This window comes from Promicromonospora xylanilytica, from assembly GCF_054782895.1.
Genome location: NZ_BAAGRP010000004.1, coordinates 293,778 through 312,138 on the forward strand (window position 1 = coordinate 293,778; position 18,361 = coordinate 312,138).

An 18,361-nucleotide genomic window follows, 5' to 3' on the forward strand; every position below is an offset into this window, starting at 1 on the left:
GGCGACGGGACCGTGACCACAGGTGACCCGCCCGCGGGTGCCGCGGACGACCTCCTCGCAGCGGTGCACGACACGCACGCCGGTGCGCTGTACGGGTACGTCGTGCGCCGCACGGGTGACGAGGAGGAGGCGCGCGACGTGGTGCAGGAGACCCTGCTGCGCGCGTGGCGGCACCCCGAGGTGCTCGAACGGTCCGAGGAGTCGGTGCGCGCCTGGCTGTTCACGGTCGCGCGCAACCTGACGGTCGACCACCTCCGCAGCGCCCGGCGCACCCGCGAACGGGCCACCGGGCACGTCCCGGACCAGGAGCAGCGGGACACGACCCAGGCGGTGCTCGACTCCTGGCTCGTCGCCGACGCGCTGGTGTCGCTCTCGCCGGCGCACCGGGCGGTCGTCGTCGGTGCGTACTACGGCGGTCGCTCGGTGGCCGAGCTGGCGGCCGAGCTGGGTGTCGCGCCCGGAACGGTGAAGTCGCGGCTGCACTACGGGCTGCGCGCACTGCGCCTGGCCCTGCAGGAGAAAGGAGTCACCTCATGATCCCGGCAGACCCAGGCCCCGGCGGCGACCAGTACGCCGAGTGGGACGCGGCGTACGTGCTCGGCGCCCTGAGCCCGAGCGACCGCCGTGCCTACGAGCGGCACCTGGCCGAGTGCGCCGCGTGCCGCGCCGCCGTCGCCGAGCTGGCGGGCATGCCCGGCCTGCTCGGCACCCTGACCCCTGCGCACGCGGAGGCGCTCCTCACCGAGGCCCCTGGATCCGAGGGGTCCGGTGCGAGGACGTCCGAGGGCGGCGGGCCCCTGCCGCACGGCGTCAGCCCCCGGCCGGCCGACGTCGTCTCGCTGGCAAGCCTGGCGGGCGCCGCCCGGCGGTCCCGTACCCGACGCCGGTCGCTGGCCGCCGTCGCGGCGTCGGCGCTGGTGGCCGTCGGCGCCGTCGGCGGGTCGGTGCTCGCGGGCGGCGGCCTGTTCGGCACGCCGGACGGTGCGGCGACAGCGCCGTCCGCCGCCGTCGCGGAGGCCCGGACCGTCGAGCTGCGCCCCGTCGGCGACGCCGACATGCGGGCCGAGCTGGTCGTCACACCCACGAGCTGGGGCACGAGCCTGCGGTGGAGCTGTCACTACCCGCCACCCCCCGGCCAGCGTCCGGACGCGAGCTACACGCCGTCGGAGCCGATCACGTACGAGCTCGTGCTCGTCAGCAGGGACGGCGCGCGCACCACGGCGGGCACCTGGTCCTGGTCGGGTGGCACCACGACGGACCTGGACGCGTCGTCGGCGGTTCCCCTGACCGACGTGGACCGCATCGAGATCACGCTCGACGGGCAGGAGGAGGCGCTCGCCACCGCGACCCTGTGACCGGCGCTACGCCAGCCGGCGGGGTTCGGGCCGTGGCTCCAGGACCACCAGCGCGGTCTCGGTCGAACGGAGGGCGGCGTGCGCGTCCAGGTTCCGGTCGGTCTGCCGCCACCGGTCCCAGAGACGTTCCCGCTCCTCGCCGACGGCGCGGTGCGCGCGCACGAAGCGGGAGCCGTCCGCCAGGTCGACGGTGGCGTCGGGGTGGGCCTGCAGGTTGAGCCACCACTCCGGGTCGCCGTCGGCCCAGCCGTTCATCGCCATCGTGACCAGGCGAGGACCGTCCTCGATGTACGCGAGGATCACACTGCGCTCGTACCCGGTACGGCGCCCGGTGGTGGTCACGCGCATGGTGCCCCAGCTGTGCTCCCGGGGCCGCCGCAAGCCGACCTTGCCGCCGGTGACACGGTAGACGCCGCGGTGGACCGCCCACGCCGTGCGCACGAACCAGCGCGGCGGGACCCGCGGAACAGAGTTGCGTTCGACTGACTTGTGCTCGTTCGACACGCTGAGCCTCCGGCCTCGTTGCGAGTCGCCCACCCGGTGCGCTGCCTGCGCCGAGCGGTGGCAACCCCTTCGGCACCAGGATAGGGAGCGAGCCCGGTCAGGGCCAGGGACGCACGCCGAGCGCCCCTGGCCCCCGCCGCGTCAGCCCCAGATCGCGCCCGCCCACTCGGGGTGGTCGATGAACGGGTTCCGGTTGTGCTGGAACTGCTCGTAGATCACGTCGTTGCGGTTCGCCTCGAACGCGGACACCGGGTCGGCGGCGTGCCACTCCAGCAGCACGGACAGCTTGCCGTGCAGCGGGGCCGAACCGTTGCTGACCGAGTCGTTGGGCTCCAGGTCGGCGAAGCCGTCCTCGCCCTCGTAGCGCACGGCCATGTAGAGGATGATCCGGGCGACGTCGCCCTTGACCTCGTCGCGGGGCTCGAAGGAGTCCGTGTCGGTGTAGTTGCCCGGCGCGCCGCTGACCTCGCTGCCGCCGTTGTCGAAGTCCTTGTTGCCGCGGATGCTGTTGACCTGGACGTCCGTGGGACGCAGGTGGTGCAGGTCGGTGCCGGGCCCGGTCGCCGTGCCGAAGTCGCCGTGCGACTTGGCCCAGACGTGCTCCCGGTTCCAGTCGCCGACGTCGCCGCCGTTGAGGTTCTTGGCCCGTGACTCACCGCTGTACAGCAGGATCACGCTGTCCGGGTCGGCCGGGTCCTCGTCCGAGGCCTGGAGACCCGTCCACACCTCGCTGTACGAGAGCTGGTCGCCCTCGCTGACGATGTCGTTCAGCTCGGACTTCAGCGCCTCGCCCGTCAGGCCCGACGCACTGTCGTAGTAGCCGGCGGGGACGTCGGCGACGGCCTGCGCGCCGTCCCGCGCCACCGCGCCGTCCCGCGCCACCGCGCCGTCCTGTGCCACCGCGCCGTCCTGTGCCACCGCGCCGGGTGCCGCCAGCACCCCTGCGGCGACCACGAGTGCGGACAGCCCGCTCCCCCAAGCCCGTACGAGACGTGTGCGCATCGTCGACCTCCGTGTCGGCCCACGGCCCCCGGCGGGCCACGGTGCGTCGTCCACCCTGGCACGCCGAGGCCGCGATATAGACCGACTTACGTAAATTCCGGGTGAAATCTAGCGATAGGCCCTAGTTTCACCCGGAACGCCTAGCGGGCCGCGTACGTCGTCTCGTCCAGGCCCGACTGCGTCGGGTCGTGGTCCACCTCGCCGACGTCGTACATGGTCGTCATCCAGTGGTAGAAGTTGTCGCCGCGGTCCCGGAGCAGCCGGTACAGCCGCCCCATCATGCGGCGCTGCACCTCCGCCGGCCCGGGGGCGTCGTACACGTTGGTGAGCTCGTGCGGGTCGGTCTCCAGGTCGTACAGTTCGTTCACGGAGTCGGGGTTGACCACCAGCTTGTACCGGTCCTCCCGAAGCATGCGCTGCGGGTACGGGAAGTGGTGCCCGTGGAACTCGCACACGATGTCCTGCTCCCACTCGACCTCGCGCCCCTCGGCCAGCGGCAGCAGGCTGCGCGAGTCGACGGCGGGCTTCGGGTCGATCCCCGCCAGCTCGAGGATCGTGGCCGTGCAGTCCAGCAGGCTCACGAACTCCGTGCGCACCTGGCCCGCCGGGCCGCCGGGCACCCGCAGCAGGCCTGGTGTGCGGTAGATGTCCTCGTACATCGCGGGGCCCTTGTCGTGCAGGCGGTGGGCCCCGGTGAACTCGCCGTGGTCGCACGTGAAGAACACGGCGGTGTCGTCCACCAGGCCCAGCCGCTCGAGCGCGTCCATGACGCGGCCGATCTGCTGGTCGATGAGCGTCACGTACCCCCAGTAGACGGCGATCAGCTTGCGCGTCACCTCGACGGGCATCGTGTCGAACGTCCAGTGCGCGCTGTAGTTGGCCTGGACGGGCGGCTTGCCCTCGAACGTCTCGGCGACGGAGGCCGGCAGCTCCACGTCGGCCGGGTCGAACATGTCGAAGTACTCGTCCGGCACGATGTACGGCAGGTGGGGCCCGAAGAAGCTGAGCTCCAGGAAGAACGGCCGCGCCCCGCTGCGGTAGTCGTCCGCGTACCGCTCCAGCAGCTCGATGGTGCGGGTCGCCAGGTAGTGCTCGAACGTGGCCTCCACCGGCTGGTGCAGCCGCGCCGCCAGGAGGTTGCCCGGCCCGCCGTTGGGCAGCGTGCCCCGGACACGGTCGCTGATCTCGTACGGCGGCAGGTCGTGCTCCGCGAGGTAGGCCAGGTAGTCCTCGTTCTCCACCGGGTTGTGCCACCCCGGCAGGTCGGGCCCGTCGAACCCGAAGTACGCGGCGTTCTTCACCGTGCCGGCGTGCCACTTGCCCACGAGCCCGGTGTTGTACCCGTGCTCCCGGAGCGCCTCCACGTAGGTGAAGGTGCCGTCCGCCAGGTCCTCCTGGTAGCCCACGTTGCGCTCGTGGTTGGCCAGCACCTGGTGCCGGAACGGGGCCTGCCCGGTGAGCAGGCTCGCCCGCGACGGCGTACAGATCGCCGTCGGCGTGTACCACCGGTCGAACCGGGTGCCGGTCCGGGCGAGCTCGTCCAGCACCGGCGTGCTCGCGCGGCTGTTGCCGTAGGCGCCCAGCGTGTCGGCCCGGTGCTGGTCGGTCATGAGGAACAGGACGTTCCGCCGCGACGTCGCCTCGGGGTTCCGGTCGGTGGGTGCGTCGATCGCTGCGTCCGCCACCGGGTCACTCACCTGCCTTGAGGAACAGGTCACCCGTGTAGTACTCGGCGGGGTCGACCGGCGCGTCGAGCGTGCCGGCTGCGACGAAGTACTCGTTCATGCCGGACAGCCACGTGTCGACGGTGCCGTCCTCGGTGATCTCGTCGAGCTCCGCGAGGTCGAGGACCTCGACGTTCGCGGCGTCTGCCTCGACGTCGGCCACGTCGAGGTTGTTGAACTCCGCGGTCAGCTTGATCGTCTCGTCCATGTTCTCGGAGCGGTAGGCCATGGCCTCGCGCAGCACCGTGAGCACGGCGTCCACCTTCTCCGGGTCGTCGGCCACCACGTCGTTGCCCGCCACGAACGCCGTCGGGAAGGCGACGGTGTCCTCGAAGTCGGTGTTGTCCGCCAGCTCGACCAGGTCGGGCACCTGCTCCTTGACCGTGGCGAGCGCCGGGTACCAGAAGCCGGCGGCGTCGACCTGTCCCGACGACAGCGCGGCGACGATGGCCGGGGGTTCCATCGGCACGAGCTCGATGTCCTCCTTGGTCATGCCGGCCTCGTCGAGGGCGAGGGTCAGGATCATGTCGCCCGACGTGCCCTCCGGCACCGCGACCGTCTTGCCCTTGAGGTCCTCGACGGACTCGATGCCCGGCTGCGCGACGACGCGGTCGGCGCGGCCGAGCGTGTTCATCGCGACGAGCTTCGCCTGCCCGGAGGCGGGCAGCCAGAACGCGCCGGGGCCGATGTACCCGAAGTCGAGGTCTCCGGTACCGAGCGCCTGGATCTGCAGCGGCCCGTTCGTGAACGACGACGCGGTCGCGTCGACGCCGTGCTTCTCCCACAGCCCCTGGTCCTCGGCGATCGCGAGCAGGCTCGTGCCGTTGAAGTCGGGGATGTAGCCGAAGTTCACCTCGATGGCGTCGCCGCCGTCCGCGCCGGTCGCGCCACCGGAGGAGCAGGCTCCCACGGACAGCACGAGGGCGAGGCCGGCGAGCGCCGCACCGATGGTCCTGCGGGGTGATGGCCTGGAAAATCGCATGGGGAATCCTTAGAACTGGTTCTCGGGTCTGGGTAGGTCTGGGCCTGGTGGCCGGCGTGGGCCACCGGCGAAGCCGGGCTAGTGGCCGGCGGTCTGGTGGTAGACGGCACGCCACACGCGGTTGCGCAGCTCGCCGAACTCGGGGCTGAGGCGCACGTCCTCGGTGCGGGGGTACGGGAGGTCCACGTCGATGACCTCGTGGATCCGGCCGGGCCGGGCGGCCATGACCACGACACGGCCGGCGAGGAACACGGCCTCGTCGACGTCGTGCGTGATGAACAGGACCGTGCGCTTCTCGGTGCTCCAGGTGTCGAGGAGCTGTTCCTGGAGGCGCACCCGGGTCAGCGCGTCGAGCGCGCCGAACGGCTCGTCCATGAGCAGGATCGACGGGTTCACCGCGTAGGCCCTCGCGATGGCGCAGCGCTGCTTCATGCCGCCCGACAGCGTCTTGGGCAGTGCGTCGGCGAACTGCTCCAGGCCGACCAGCCGCACGTAGTGCTCGGCACGCTCCCGGCGCTCGGCGGCGGGCAGGCCCGCCACCTTGAGCCCGAACTCGACGTTCTTGCGCACGGTCAGCCACGGGAACAGCGCGTACTGCTGGAAGATGACGCCGCGCTCCGGCCCGGGGCCGGTCACGTCCTTGCCGTCGACGAGCACCTGGCCGGACGTCGGCGTCTCGAGGCCGGCGACGATGTTCATCAGGGTGGACTTGCCGCAGCCGGACGGGCCGACGACGGTCACGAACTCGTTGTCGGCGACGTCGAGCGAGACGCCGTTCAGGGCGACGAACTCCTCGTCCTTGAGCGCGAAGGTCTTGCGGGTGTCCCGTACCGAGATCTTCGCGGCGTCGGTCATCGTCTTCGGTGTCTCCTGCGTGGTGGTGGTCATCGTCGCTCCTGCCATCCGGTGAGCCGGGTCTCCGCCAGCAGCAGCAGCCGGTCCATCACCAGGCCGAAGATGCCGATGACGACGATGCTGACGAAGATCGTCGCGAGGTCGTAGTAGGTCTGGGCCTGCTGCATGCGGAACCCGAGGCCCGCCTGCGCGGCGAGCAGCTCGGCCGCCACGAGGGTGGCCCACGCGGAGCCGAGGCCCACGCGCATGCCGACGAGGATGAACGGCGAGGAGGCCGGCACCACGACGCGCAGGAAGATCGTGCCGTCCTTCGCGCCGAGCACCCGGGCCGCGTTGATGAGGGTCCGGTCCACGCTGACCACGCCCTGGTACGTCGAGATGACGCAGGCCAGGAACGCCGCCAGGAAGATGACGAACACCTTCGGCAGCTCGCCGATGCCCATCAGCACCAGCACGAGCGGCAGCAGCGCCAGGGGCGGGATGGTGCGGAAGAACTGGATCCAGGGCTCGAACAGGCCCCGGGCGGGTGTGTACCAGCCCATGAGGAACCCGACGGGCACCGCGGCGGCCGAGCCGAGCAGGAACCCGGCCAGGACGCGGCCGAGGCTCGCCGTCAGGTCCTCGGTCAGGGTGCCGCTGCTCCACAGCTCGGCGCCCTTGACCACCACCTCCGGCGGTGTGGGGAGCTGGAGCCCGCTGAGGGCCAGCACCCACCAGATCGCGATGCCCCCCACCACCGAGACGGTGTTGAGGACGAGCAGGGTGGTTCGCTTCCCAGCGCGGCGACGGGGTGGTGACCCGTTCTTCGTCGGGGTGGGAGTCGACACGGTCGACACTGTCACAGGGCTCTCCTCAGACGGGCGTGCGGAGTTTCGGGCGGCGTTCCGGGCTGTGGCGCGCGCAACGTGCCGCGCAGGTCTCCGCGGGCATGGGTGGTCTCCGGCTCGGGGTATCCGGCCAGGAGGGGGGAAAGGTGGAAGGCCGCGGCGAGCGCGCCGAGCGCACCGTCGGTGTCGCGCAGCCGCCCGGCGCGCACCACCAGCGAGGCGCCGGTGGGCAGCGGGTGCAGCTCGTAGCGCAGGGCGGCGGCGGCCTGCTCGACGATCACCGGGGCGACGCGGGTGATCTCGCCGCCGATCACTATCTCGTCCGGGTCGAGGGCCAGGGCCGCCATGCCGAGCACGCGGCCCACGGTCGCGCCGACGTCGCGCAGCACTCCCTCGACCACGGGGTCGCTGGTGGCGACGGCCGCAGCGAGGTCGTCGAGGTTCTCCACCTCGACACCCTTGTCCCGGCAGGCGGCGAGCACCGCGTGGACCGACGCGACGGTCTCGAGGCAGCCGCGCTTGCCGCACCGGCACTTGGTGCCGGCCGGATCCACGGAGACGTGCCCGAGCTCGCCGGCGAACCCGTGCGCCCCGGTGCCGATCCGGCCGCCGACGACGAGCCCGCCGCCCACGCCGTCCGACAGGCGCACGTAGAGCAGGTCGCTCGCGCCCTCCGGCTGGGACACCGCCTCCGCGAGCGCCGCGAGGCGGGTGTTGTTGTCGACGACGACGGGCGCGCCGAACCGTTCGGCGAACGCCGCGTGCACGTCGTCGGGTGCGGTGCGGCGCACCCAGGGCACCTGCTCGCTGTCGGGGCGGCGGCCGCCGTGCGGCCCGGCCACGCCGATGCCGACGGCCTGGAGCTCGCCGAAGTGCAGGCCGTGCTCGTGTGCGAGCCGGTCGATGAGCCCGAACGCGAGCTCGAGGCGTTCGGCGCCCACGGTGTCGTCGTCGTAGTGCTCGACGCCGGAGGCGACCGTCTCGCGCGTCGCGTCGGCGACCGCCGCACGGACGCGCCGGTGGCCGAAGTCCACGCCGAGGTACTGGCCGGAGCCGGGGTCGAGCGCGAGCCGTTCGGCGGGCCGGCCGCTGCCCCTGCGGGTGGCGGCGTCGGTGTCGAGCACCACGATGGCGCCGCGCCGCAGGAGCTCGGCGGTGGTCTCGGAGAGGGTGGTCCGGGAGAGCCCTACGCGCCGGGCGAGCTCGGCGCGGCTCAGCGGGCCGTCGCGCAGTGCACCGAGGACGCGGCCTTCATGGGCGCGTCGCGCGGTACTTCCGGGTGTCGTCGTCGACATACGAACGACCATAGGGACCCCCCAATTTTTCCGTCAACGACCCGGCAGAAAACCAGTTCAATCTGCCCACCCGCCAACAAAACCTCACCCCCCTCCTCGTTGAGTGCTGGCCTTTCGCCCTTCGTCAGGCTCTTTCGGGGCGAGGATCCAGCACTCAACGAAGGCGGGGGGTGGGGTCAGGGCATCTTGTAGGTGCGGACGTAGTCGAAGGTTGCCGTGGCGCCTCGGGTGTTCATCGCGACCAGGCCGATGCGCAGGTCCTTGTCGTTCGGCAGGGTCCAGACACCGCCCCACCGCCACGTCTCCCCGTCCGTGCTGGACGCCATGCGCACCTCGTGCTCACCGTTCGCGACGTCCTCGTGGGCGTACAGCCGCAACCACGTGGTCTCCCCCGGCGCCGCGCCCCACATGGGCCCGGCGGCCACCGCCGTCGGCGGCGTGGTGGTCGGGCGCGGACCCTCCTTGGTGAACTCCACCTGCTGCGAGACGCTCCCCGGCTTGCGGGAGAGCCCGAGCTGGGAGTGCACCAGCTTCACGAACTGGTCGTCGTCCCCGTACAGGACCAGGCCGGCCTGCCTGTTCACGCCGACGCCGTCCAGCGTGAGCCGCGTCTCGACCAGGTAGTCGCCCTCCGGCGCGTCGCGGGTCAGCACGGACGCCGAGTTGGTGCCCAGGTAGAGCTCGGCCCCCTGGGTCGGCCAGGTGAGGGCACCGCCCTCCAGCCGGACGCCGTCGGCCGGGCCACGCACCCAGGACCAGCCCGAGCCGTCCTCGCCGGGCAGGGCGCCGTCGAACTCGTCCGAGCTCTCGGGGAGCAGGGCGCCCGGCTCGGGATCGGCGACGCGTTCGGTCACCGGCAGGGCCGCCGGGACGAGACTGACGTTGTCGGCGTCGGCGCCGCCCCGCGCCGTCACGCCCACGAGAGCCTCGCCCGCGCCGCCGGAAGGGTGCACGGGCACGGCCAGGGTCGCCGTGCCGAGCGGGTCCAACAGGTTGTCGGCCGACACGGTGGCGGTGAACGTGCCGGAGCTGACGTCGCGGTCGAGCGTCACGACGTTCCACTCCGCGTACGGGAAGTCGTCCGGCAGGGCGGTGGCGGTCCGCACGGTGCGGGCCCCGCGCCCGGCCTCGAGCCGCAGCTCGCCGGCGCGGCGGTCGACCCAGGCGACGGCACGGCGCGCGCCCTCCCCGAGGGTCAGCCCCGCGGCTCCCGCGGCGTCGGTCACGCGCAGGTCCGCCTGGGCACGCAGGTCGCCGTCGGCCCGCGCGGTGCTCGCGAGGGACGACCCGGCGAGGCGCACGTAGGGTCCGGCGTCGGCCTCCTCCGCGACGGTGACGTCGCCGTCGGCGGACCAGCCGTCGAGGGAGCCGTCGGCGAACGTGGTGCGCACCGCGCCCGACGTCACCGGGGCGGTCTGCGGGCCCGACGACGGCCCGGCGCCCGCGTTGACGACCGGCCAGCCGTCGATCCAGTCGAGCCGGTCGATCATGAGCGGCCGCTTGGACAGGTTCAGCACGCCGTTGCGGGTGTCGACCGGCGGAAAGTCCGGGTCGTCCGTCGGGATCGCGTGGTAGGCCATCCAGTCCTGGCCCGCCAGGTCGGTCACCACCGAGTGGTGGCCCGGCCCGGCGAACCCGTTGCCGTTGGACGTGAGCACGTAGCCGCCCTTGGTCGACTCGGCCATGAGGTCCACACCGTCGTCGTCCAGGAACGGGCCGCGCGGGCTCTCGCTGCGCCCCACCTTGACCGTGTACCCGCTGAACGCCCCGTCGCAGCAGCCCGCGTCGGAGTACATCAGGTAGTAGAGGTCGTCGTGCCGCACCACGAACGCGCCCTCCATCCGGCGGCCCTGCGCCACCTGGGTCACCGGCCCGGTGAGCTCTCGCGCCCCCGGGGTGAGCTCCGAGACGCAGAGGACGTCGTAGCTGCCCCAGTACAGGTAGAGGGTGCCGTCGTCGTCGGTGAAGAGGGCCTGGTCGATGTTGCCGGTCGGGCAGCCCTCGATCGCGGCGGACGGGACCAGCAGCTCGTCGCGGTGCGTCCACGGGCCGGTCGGCGTCTGCGCGGTGGCCACCGCGAGGCCGCCCGTGGACAGGCCGTACGTCAGCACGTACTCGCCGTCGAGGTAGCGGATGTCGGGCGCCCAGGCGCGGGACCTCGCCCGCCAGGTGGGCGGGACGTCGTCGGCGCCGATCACCTCACCCACGTACTCCCAGTGCGCCAGGTCCTCGGAGCGCAGGATCGGCAGGATCCGCTCCCCCGGCTCGCCCGCGCTGTTGAACACCGGGTTCTGCGTGCCGTACGCGTACCAGGCGCCGTCCTTGCCGCGGATCACCGCCGGGTCCGGGAAGGTGTCGGTGACCCCGGCCGAGACCGGGTTGGTGAAGGTGGTGCCGCCGGCCGGGGCGTCGGCGGGCGCGGGTGCGGCCGCGGGTGCGGGTGCGGGTGCGGCCGCGGGCGCGGCTGTGACGGGTGGGGTTCCGCCCGCGGGCGACGCGGCGCCCACACCCTGGGCCGGGACCATCCCCGCCGCCAGGACCGCCGTGGCGACCGCCGCGACCCAGCCGGTCCGGACCGGTCCGCGCGGGTGACGTCGTGCCGTGCCGTGCCGACCTGAGCTCCATCGACCTGATCTCCGTTGACCTGATCCAAGGCGCATGAGGGCTTGCTCCTCTCGAACGGGGCCGTCGCGCAGGCGCGCGGACGGCGGTACCGGGCCACCCGTCATGGCGTGCCCCGCCCCGCCTCCATCGAACGAGGACGGCATTCCTCCGGCAAGTACCCGACAGAAAAAGTAGGGAACTTGCCGGCCGAAGTAGTCGGCAAGACGTCAGGAGATCGGCAACCCGAGTTGCCGATCTCCTGACGTTCTACCGATCACGCTGCCGACCGTGCCGGAGCGCGCGGACCGCTACTTGATCGCGCCCATCGACAGGCCGCGCACCAGCTGCTTCTGCGCGATCCAGCCCGCGAGGATCACCGGGAGCGACGCCAGCAGCGCCGCGGCGCTGAGCCGCGCGAGGAACAGACCCTCGCTCGTCATGGTGGACACGATGAGCACCGGGACGGTCGCCGCCTGGGACGCCGTCAGGTTGAGCGCGAAGAAGAACTCGTTCCACGCGAAGATCACGCAGATGAGCGCCGTCGCCGCGATACCGGGTGCCACCATCGGCAGGAGCACCGAGCGCATGGTGCGCATCAGACCCGCGCCGTCGATGGCCGCGGCCTCGAGCACCTCTCCGGGCACCTCGATGAAGAACGACCGCATCATCCACACCGCGATCGGCAGGTTCATCGCGGTGTACAGGATCACGAGGGTCCAGATGTTGTCGAGCACCTTGAGCTGGCCGGCGATCACGTAGATCGGCACGATGACGGCGACCACCGGCAGCATCTTGGTGGAGATGAAGAAGAACAGCACGTCGCTGACCTTCTGCACCGGCCGGATCGAGAGCGCGTACGCGGCGGGGACGCCGAGCAGCAGCACCAGCACGGTGGAGACGCCGGTGGCGATCACCGAGTTGCCGACGTAGACCATGGAGCCGCCCTCGAGCACGGCGCGGAACTGGTCGAGCGTGGGCGTGAAGAACCACGTCGGCGGGTCGGAGGCCGCCTGGTTCTCCTGCTTGAAGGCCGTCATGGCCATCCAGGCGACCGGGAAGAAGAACCCGATGGCCAGCAGCCAGGTCAGGGTCGTGAGCAGTCCGCCGGAGAAGCGGCGGTTCGTTGCGCGCGGGGTAACCACGGGGGTTGCGACAGACATGGTCACTCCTTCACTTCGAAGCTACGGAAGATCAGGCGCAGTGCGGCGGAGGCCACGATGATCGTGGCGATCACGACGACGACACCCATGGCGGCGGCCTGCCCGATGTCGAACCCGAGGAACGCACGCTGGTAGATGTAGAACGGCAGGTTGGCGCTGGCCGTACCGGGCCCACCCGCGGTCATGAGGTAGATCTGGTCGAACGTGTTGACCACGTAGATGATCCCGAGCAGCACGCCCAGCTCGATGTAGCGGCGCAGGTGCGGCAGGGTGATCAGCCGGAACGTGAGCCAGGTGTTCGCGCCGTCCACGGAGGCCGCCTCCAGCACGTCCTTCGGCTGGGCCTGCAGGCCGGCGAGCACGAGCAGCATCATGAACGGCGTCCACTGCCACACGAGCGCCATCAGGATGGCGATCACCGGGTAGGTCGACGTCCAGTCGACCGCCTCGATGCCGAACAGGCCGAGGGTCCAGTTGAACAGGCCGTAGGTCGGGTTCAGCAGCGCGACCGACCAGAGCACGGACGTCGCCACCGGCATCACGAGGAACGGCGTGATGAGCATGGTCCTGGCCACGCTGCGCCCGAAGAACGGCCGGTCCAGCAGCAGCGCGAGCACGATCCCGAGCACCATCGCCACCAGCACGCAGCCGAGGGTGATGACCACGGAGTTGAGCGCCGTCTGCCGGAACGTCGAGTCGCGCGCGATGTCGAGGTAGTTCGAGAACCCCACGAACAGGTCGGACTCGGGACGCAGCAGGTTCCGGGAGTGCAGCGAGTACCAGATCGTCAGGAGGAACGGCAGCTGCGTGACGATGATGGTGAAGATCAGGGCCGGCAGGAGCGGGCCGCGGCGGCGCCACGCCTCCGCACGGCTGATCGGCCGGGACGACGCCGCCTTGCGGGCGTCGCGGCGCGCGCCCTCGAGCCGGTCGACGGTCGTGGTGCTCATTGCCCCTCCTCTGCCTGGTAGGTCTCCGCCACGGTCTCGGCGTAGCGCTGGGACTGCGCGATGGCCTCGTCCACGGTGACCTGCCCTGCGATGGCGGCGGACATCTGCTGGCCCACCCGGGTGCCCAGGTCCTGGAACTCGGGGATGCCGACGAACTGGATGCCCGGGTACGGCACCTCGTGCGCCATCGTGGCCTCCGGGGTGGCCCCGTTCATCGACTCGAGGGTCGCGTCGGCGTAGGCCTGCGAGACCTCGGCGTACTCGGGGATCTCGTACGTGGACAGCCGGCTGCCCGGGGGCACCCGCTCCCAGCCGATCTCCTCACCCACGAGCTTGATGTACTCCTTGTCGGTCATCCAGGACACGAAGTCCCAGGCGGCGTCCTTGTGCTCGCTCGTGGACGGGATCGCCAGCGACCAGCTGTAGAGCCAACCCGCCGACTCCGTCTCCGAGACCGGCGCCGGCACGTAGCCGACGTTCCCCGCCACGGTCGACGACGAGGGGTCCTCGACGGCCGACACCATGGACGTCGCGTCGTACCACATGGCCGACTGGCCCTGGGCGAAGCGCGTGAGGCAGTCGCCGAAGCCCGACGTCGCAGCACCCGGCTGCCCGTAGGTCTGCAGGGTGTCGATGTACGTCTCGATGGCCTCGCGGCTCTCCGGGGAGCTGATCGTCGCGTTCCAGTCGGCGTCGAACCAGCCGCCGCCGAACGTGTTCAGCACGGTGGTCATCGGCGCCATGTTCTCGCCCCAGCCGGCCAGGCCGCGCAGGCAGATGCCGGAGAAGTCCTGTGCCGGCTCGTGCAGCTCGCCGGCAAGCTCGCGCACCTCCTCCCACGTCGGGTTGTCGGGCATCTCGAGCCCGGCGTCCTCGAACAGGTCGGTGCGGTAGGCCAGGAACGACGACTCCCCGTAGAACGGCACGGAGTACATGTCGCCGTCGGACGAGAGCGCCTCGCGGACGCTGGGCACGAAGTCCTCGGAGTCGTACCCGTCCGTTGCCTCGATGTACGGCTGGAGGTTCTCGATCCACCCGTTCTCCGCCCACATGGGCGTCTCGTAGTTGGAGATCATGACGACGTCGAACTCGCCACCACCGGTGGCGACCGACGCCGTGATCTTGGCGCGGGCCTCGTTCTCGGGCAGCGACACGAACTGCACGTCCACACCGGGGTGGGCCGCGCGGAACTCGTTCTGCAGCGAGATCGCGTCCTGCATCTGCGGGTTGGACACGATCGCGACGACGATGGTCTCGCCGTCGCCGCCGCCCACGGCACCCGCCCCGGCACAGCCAGTCAGGGCCAGCGCCACGGCGGCCGCACCGGCCCCCAGCGTCGCTCTCACCGAAGTACCCCTCGGAGGTCGGAACATCCTCGTCCTCTCCTCGGCGCAGCTTCTACGCCGCGCTCATTTGAGAATATCAACTTGCTCATCTGCAACCGCAGACTAGTTGGGTATGCTCAGGTGAGCAAGACCCTCCGCTCAATAGTCGCTCAACCGGTCCCGCCGACGCCTGCGGGAGTGAGGACGCAGGTGACCCAGAACGAGTCGAACCTCATGGTCGAGGTGAGCACCGACTACTACCTCGACGGCAAGTCGAAGGTCGAGATCGCCCGGGACCGCGGCATCTCCCGCTTCCAGGTCGCACGCCTGCTCGCACAGGCGCGCGAGCAGGGAGTGGTCCGCATCGAGATCACGCCGCCCCGGGTCGACGGCGAGCGCGGGGCACGGCTGGCTGCCCGGCTCGGCGTCGGCGAGGTGCTCATCGCCGCCAGCGGCGAGGACACGGCGGCGACGCGCGAGAACGTCGCCGTCGAGCTCGCCCACGCGGCGCGCGCCCACATCACCGAGGGCGCGACCGTCGGCGTGTCCTGGTCGCGCACCGTCGAGGCGGCGGTGCGGCACATCGGCAGGCTGCCGCAGTGCGACGTCGTCCAGCTGGTCGGGGCGCTGCCCGTCGAGGGCAGCGGCAACTCCCTGGCGCTCATCAACACCTTCGAGCAGATGCCGGGTGTGCGCACGTGGCCGGTCTGGTCACCGCTCCTCGTGGCCGACGCCGCGACGGCCGCCGGCATGCGCAGGCAGCCGGAGATCGCCGACGCGCTGGCCAAGGCCGACCATCTCGACGTCGCCGTGGTCGCCGTCGGCCACTGGTCGGAGCGCACCTCCACGGTGTTTCCGCAGATCAGCGCCGAGGAGCAGCAGGCGGCCACCGAGGCGGGCGCCATCGCCGAGTGCTCGGGCCGCCTGTTCGACAGCGAGGGGCGCCCGGTCCGGACCAGCCTCGACGAGCGAGTGGTGGGCGTGACCCTCGAACAGCTCGCCGCGACACCCCAGGTCATCGTGATCGGCTACGGCGCCGCCGTCGCGCCGGGCCTGGTCGCGGCCGTGCACGGCGGCGTGGCCAACACCCTGGTGGTCGACGACGCGGCGGCCACGGCCCTGGAGTCCCTCACCGCCTCCTGACGCGTCAGACCCACAGGTCACTCGGAGGACCCGTAGGCCTGACGCCCGTGCTCAGAAGCGGGAGACTCAGGAGCGGGAGACCAGGGCCTCCACCGTCGCCTCCGCGCCCTTGTCGTGCAGCGACGCGAGCGCGGCCGTGTACGCGGCGGTGAACCGCTCGTCGTCGACCAGGTCGCCGAACACCTCGCGGTCCCGCAGGAACGCGAGCGGGTCGGTGCGCTGCGCGAGCGCCGCCTGGTGCAGCCGGTCCGCGAGGCGGTCGACGATCTCGATGGGCTCGCCGGCCTCGTCGACACCCTCGTCGTAGCGGGCCCAGGACGCGACGACGAGCGCCGCGTGCTCGATGGGCCCGCCGGTCGCCAGGTGGTGCCGGACCACCGGGAGCAGCCACTTCGGGATGCGGTCCGACGACTCGGCGCACAGCCGCGCCAGGGTGTCGGCCACGTGCGGGTTGGCGAACCGCTCGATCAGGGTGCGCTTGTACAGGCCCAGGTCGATGCCCGGCACGGGCTCCAGCGTGGGCGTGCCCTCCGTGTCCATGTAGCCGAGCAGGAACCTGGCGTACACGTCCCTGCCGGCGACCTCGTGCGCGTACCGGTAGCCGGCCAGGTAGCCCACGTAGCAGAGGGCCTGGTGGCTGGCGTTGAGCAGGCGCAGCTTCATCAGCTCGTACGGTTCGACGTCGGACACCACCTGCACGCCGGCGTCCTCGAACGGGGGCCGGCCCGTGGGGAAGCTGTCCTCCAGCGCCCACTGCTCGAACGGCTCGGCCACGACGGGCCAGGCGTCGTCGATGCCGAACCGTTCGGCCACCATCTCCCGGTCGGCGTCCGTGGTGACGGGCGTGATCCGGTCGACCATGGAGCTCGGGAACGCGACGTTGTCCTCGATCCAGCCCGCGAGCTCCGCGTCCTTCGCCCGGGCGAACGTGGTGAACGCGCGCCGCGCGACCTCGCCGTTGCCCTGGATGTTGTCGCAGCTCATCACAGTGAACGGCGGCACGCCCCGCTCCCGCCTGCGCCGCAGGGCCTCGGTGACCAGCCCGAACGTCGTCGTCGGGACGGCGCCGTCCGTCAGGTCCTTGGCGACGGCCGGGTTGTCGAGGTCGAACTCGCCCGTGACGTGGTGGATGTTGTACCCACCCTCGGTGACGGTGAGGGACACGATGCGCACCTCGGGCGACGACATCTTCTCGAGCACGGCCTCCGGGTCGTCGGGGGCCAGGAGGTACTCCTTGATCGACCCGATCACGCGCGCCTCCAGGCGCCCGTCCGGGTGCTTGAGCACCATCGTGTACAGGCCGTCCTGCGCCGCGAGCGCATCGCGCATCCGGGCGTCGCCGGGGAGCACGCCCACGCCGCAGACCGCCCAGTCCATGGCCTTGCCGTCGGCCATGAGCCGGTCGAGATACATCGCCTGGTGCGCGCGGTGAAAGCCGCCCACCCCCAGATGGACGATCCCGGTGGTCAGCCGTGCCCGGTCGTACGTGGGCACGGTCAGTTCCGCGCCGGTCGGCGCGGACGCCACCAGGCTGCCCACGGTCGCATCGTCGAGTGCCGTCATCGTGCTCCTCCGCCGCCCTTCAGACTCCGTTGATCCGTTCGCCAGATTAACAGATGAGCGTGGGGACGTTCACAGATGAGCGGGGCGGCCCGGGGGAGGTGTCGAGACCGCCGCCGCGTACCGCCGGGACAGTGCCGCCAGGTGGTCGACGAGGCCCTGCGGCTCCCGCACCGTGAAGTCGAGCCCGAGCATGCCGATCCACACCGCAACGGTCTCGAGGCTGTCCCCTCCGGTGACCAGCACGCTGGTGGCGGCGTCCACCGGCTCGACGGTGCCGACCGCCGGGTTGATCCGCGCGAGCACCTCGTCGGCCGGGGCGTGCACCAGGATGCGGGCGTGCACCGCCCAGCCCGTCCGGGCCACCTCGCGGACCACGAGCTCGGTCAGGTCGACGGGCGGGTCACCGGGCGTGAACCGCCGCCCGCCCGGGGTGCGGAGCTCCAGCCAGTCCACGCGGAACGGTTGCCACCGGCCCGAGCCGACGTCGCGGCCCACGAGGTACCAGCGGCGCTGCCAGGCGACGAGCCGGGCCGGCTCCACCTCGCGCGGCTCCGAGCGGTACCAGCAGCGCAGGCCCTGGTGGTCGCGGATCGCGGCGGCCAGCTCGGTGAGCAGCGCCGGGTCGACGGCGGGGTCCTCGACGTTGCTGTCGGTGTTGACGGGGCCTGCGCTCGTGGCGTCGCGCAGCGCGGCGACCTGGCGGCGCAGCCGGTCCGGCAGCACGTGCTCCAGCTTGCCGAGCGCGCGGACGCTGCTCTCCTCGATACCCGCGACCGCGCCCGCGGAGCGGAGCCCGACAGCGATGGCCACCGCCTCCTCGTCGTCGAGCACCAGGGGCGGTAGCTTGCCGCCGGCACCCAGCCGGTAGCGGCCGCCCGGGCCGCGGACGGCGTCGACGGGGTAGCCCAGGTCACGCAGACGGGCGACGTCGTTGCGGACGGTGCGGCCCGTGACGCCGAGCCGGGCGGCGAGCTCCGCGCCCGGCCACTCGGGGCGGGACTGCAGCAGCCCCAGGAGGGCGAGCAGGCGCCCCGCCGTCGTGCTCATGGCGGCTCCTCACGGCGTAGCGGGA

General features: G+C 71.7%; 16 protein-coding genes. 3 read left to right on the forward strand and 13 right to left on the reverse strand.

The window, feature by feature from the left end:
- Positions 1-12: 12 nt before the first annotated feature.
- On the forward strand, positions 13-537 hold the full coding sequence (locus ACYVK7_RS06295; RefSeq protein WP_460886826.1) for a sigma-70 family RNA polymerase sigma factor: 525 nt from the start codon (positions 13-15) through the stop codon (positions 535-537).
- Positions 534-1,355 carry a zf-HC2 domain-containing protein gene (locus tag ACYVK7_RS06300; protein WP_460886827.1) on the forward strand — a complete coding sequence of 274 codons (822 nt, stop codon included), beginning with the start codon at positions 534-536 and terminating at the stop codon, positions 1,353-1,355. Before ACYVK7_RS06295 ends, ACYVK7_RS06300 begins: the two co-directional genes overlap by 4 nt.
- Positions 1,356-1,361: 6 nt before the next feature.
- On the opposite strand, the gene ACYVK7_RS06305 is transcribed toward ACYVK7_RS06300, so the two are convergent.
- The 11 genes from ACYVK7_RS06305 to ACYVK7_RS06355 form a co-directional block, all read right to left on the reverse strand.
- Positions 1,362-1,859 carry a nitroreductase/quinone reductase family protein gene (locus tag ACYVK7_RS06305; protein ID WP_460886828.1) on the reverse strand — a complete coding sequence of 166 codons (498 nt, stop codon included), beginning with the start codon at positions 1,857-1,859 and terminating at the stop codon, positions 1,362-1,364.
- 141 nt (positions 1,860-2,000) lie between these two features.
- On the reverse strand, positions 2,001-2,861 hold the full coding sequence (locus ACYVK7_RS06310) for an endonuclease I family protein (RefSeq protein WP_460886829.1): 861 nt from the start codon (positions 2,859-2,861) through the stop codon (positions 2,001-2,003).
- A gap of 140 nt (positions 2,862-3,001) precedes the next feature.
- Entirely contained in the window at positions 3,002-4,546 is a 1,545-nt protein-coding gene (locus ACYVK7_RS06315) for a sulfatase-like hydrolase/transferase (RefSeq protein ID WP_460886830.1), read from the reverse strand.
- A gap of 4 nt (positions 4,547-4,550) precedes the next feature.
- Entirely contained in the window at positions 4,551-5,567 is a 1,017-nt protein-coding gene (locus ACYVK7_RS06320; RefSeq protein ID WP_460886831.1) for an aliphatic sulfonate ABC transporter substrate-binding protein, read from the reverse strand.
- Positions 5,568-5,645: 78 nt separating this feature from the next.
- Positions 5,646-6,455, reverse strand: coding sequence for an ABC transporter ATP-binding protein (locus tag ACYVK7_RS06325; protein ID WP_460886832.1), 810 nt, complete (start codon positions 6,453-6,455; stop codon positions 5,646-5,648).
- On the reverse strand, positions 6,452-7,249 hold the full coding sequence (locus ACYVK7_RS06330; RefSeq protein ID WP_460886833.1) for an ABC transporter permease: 798 nt from the start codon (positions 7,247-7,249) through the stop codon (positions 6,452-6,454). Before ACYVK7_RS06330 ends, ACYVK7_RS06325 begins: the two co-directional genes overlap by 4 nt.
- A gap of 11 nt (positions 7,250-7,260) precedes the next feature.
- On the reverse strand, positions 7,261-8,544 hold the full coding sequence (locus tag ACYVK7_RS06335; RefSeq protein WP_460886834.1) for an ROK family protein: 1,284 nt from the start codon (positions 8,542-8,544) through the stop codon (positions 7,261-7,263).
- A gap of 176 nt (positions 8,545-8,720) precedes the next feature.
- On the reverse strand, positions 8,721-11,069 hold the full coding sequence (locus ACYVK7_RS06340) for a family 43 glycosylhydrolase (RefSeq protein ID WP_460886835.1): 2,349 nt from the start codon (positions 11,067-11,069) through the stop codon (positions 8,721-8,723).
- Positions 11,070-11,456: 387 nt separating this feature from the next.
- Positions 11,457-12,308 (reverse strand): carbohydrate ABC transporter permease, encoded by an 852-nt coding sequence (locus ACYVK7_RS06345; protein ID WP_460886836.1) that lies wholly within the window; start codon positions 12,306-12,308, stop codon positions 11,457-11,459.
- A gap of 2 nt (positions 12,309-12,310) precedes the next feature.
- A complete protein-coding gene (locus ACYVK7_RS06350; RefSeq protein WP_460886837.1) occupies positions 12,311-13,258 on the reverse strand; it encodes a carbohydrate ABC transporter permease in 948 nt (315 codons plus the stop codon).
- A complete protein-coding gene (locus tag ACYVK7_RS06355; protein ID WP_460886838.1) occupies positions 13,255-14,604 on the reverse strand; it encodes an ABC transporter substrate-binding protein in 1,350 nt (449 codons plus the stop codon). The genes ACYVK7_RS06350 and ACYVK7_RS06355 overlap by 4 nt, the downstream gene beginning before the upstream one ends.
- Positions 14,605-14,793: 189 nt before the next feature.
- Between ACYVK7_RS06355 and ACYVK7_RS06360 the strand changes: the two genes are divergently transcribed.
- The gene (locus tag ACYVK7_RS06360) at positions 14,794-15,726 is read left to right on the forward strand and encodes a sugar-binding transcriptional regulator (RefSeq protein WP_460886839.1); all 933 of its coding nucleotides are present in this window, start codon (positions 14,794-14,796) and stop codon (positions 15,724-15,726) included.
- A gap of 66 nt (positions 15,727-15,792) precedes the next feature.
- Here ACYVK7_RS06360 and ACYVK7_RS06365 read toward each other — a convergent pair whose 3' ends face one another.
- Together ACYVK7_RS06365 and ACYVK7_RS06370 are read right to left on the reverse strand one after the other, a co-directional pair.
- Positions 15,793-17,289: a mannitol dehydrogenase family protein gene (locus tag ACYVK7_RS06365; RefSeq protein ID WP_460886840.1), complete on the reverse strand. Its 1,497-nt coding sequence runs from the start codon at positions 17,287-17,289 to the stop codon at positions 15,793-15,795.
- Between the two features lie 69 nt (positions 17,290-17,358).
- The gene (locus ACYVK7_RS06370) at positions 17,359-18,336 is read right to left on the reverse strand and encodes a helix-turn-helix transcriptional regulator (protein WP_460886841.1); all 978 of its coding nucleotides are present in this window, start codon (positions 18,334-18,336) and stop codon (positions 17,359-17,361) included.
- Between the last annotated feature and the right edge of the window lie 25 nt (positions 18,337-18,361).

What these genes read in the sequence shown, in the direction of transcription:
- ACYVK7_RS06300 (WP_460886827.1), top strand. Translation starts at nt 534, where the DNA reads ATGATCCCGGCAGACCCAGGCCCCGGCGGCGACCAGTACGCCGAGTGG.
- ACYVK7_RS06310 (WP_460886829.1), bottom strand. Translation starts at nt 2,861, where the DNA reads ATGCGCACACGTCTCGTACGGGCTTGGGGGAGCGGGCTGTCCGCACTC.
- ACYVK7_RS06320 (WP_460886831.1), bottom strand. Translation starts at nt 5,567, where the DNA reads ATGCGATTTTCCAGGCCATCACCCCGCAGGACCATCGGTGCGGCGCTC.
- ACYVK7_RS06325 (WP_460886832.1), bottom strand. Translation starts at nt 6,455, where the DNA reads ATGACCACCACCACGCAGGAGACACCGAAGACGATGACCGACGCCGCG.
- ACYVK7_RS06335 (WP_460886834.1), bottom strand. Translation starts at nt 8,544, where the DNA reads ATGTCGACGACGACACCCGGAAGTACCGCGCGACGCGCCCATGAAGGC.
- ACYVK7_RS06340 (WP_460886835.1), bottom strand. Translation starts at nt 11,069, where the DNA reads ATGGTCCCGGCCCAGGGTGTGGGCGCCGCGTCGCCCGCGGGCGGAACC.
- ACYVK7_RS06345 (WP_460886836.1), bottom strand. Translation starts at nt 12,308, where the DNA reads ATGTCTGTCGCAACCCCCGTGGTTACCCCGCGCGCAACGAACCGCCGC.
- ACYVK7_RS06350 (WP_460886837.1), bottom strand. Translation starts at nt 13,258, where the DNA reads ATGAGCACCACGACCGTCGACCGGCTCGAGGGCGCGCGCCGCGACGCC.
- ACYVK7_RS06365 (WP_460886840.1), bottom strand. Translation starts at nt 17,289, where the DNA reads ATGACGGCACTCGACGATGCGACCGTGGGCAGCCTGGTGGCGTCCGCG.
- ACYVK7_RS06370 (WP_460886841.1), bottom strand. Translation starts at nt 18,336, where the DNA reads ATGAGCACGACGGCGGGGCGCCTGCTCGCCCTCCTGGGGCTGCTGCAG.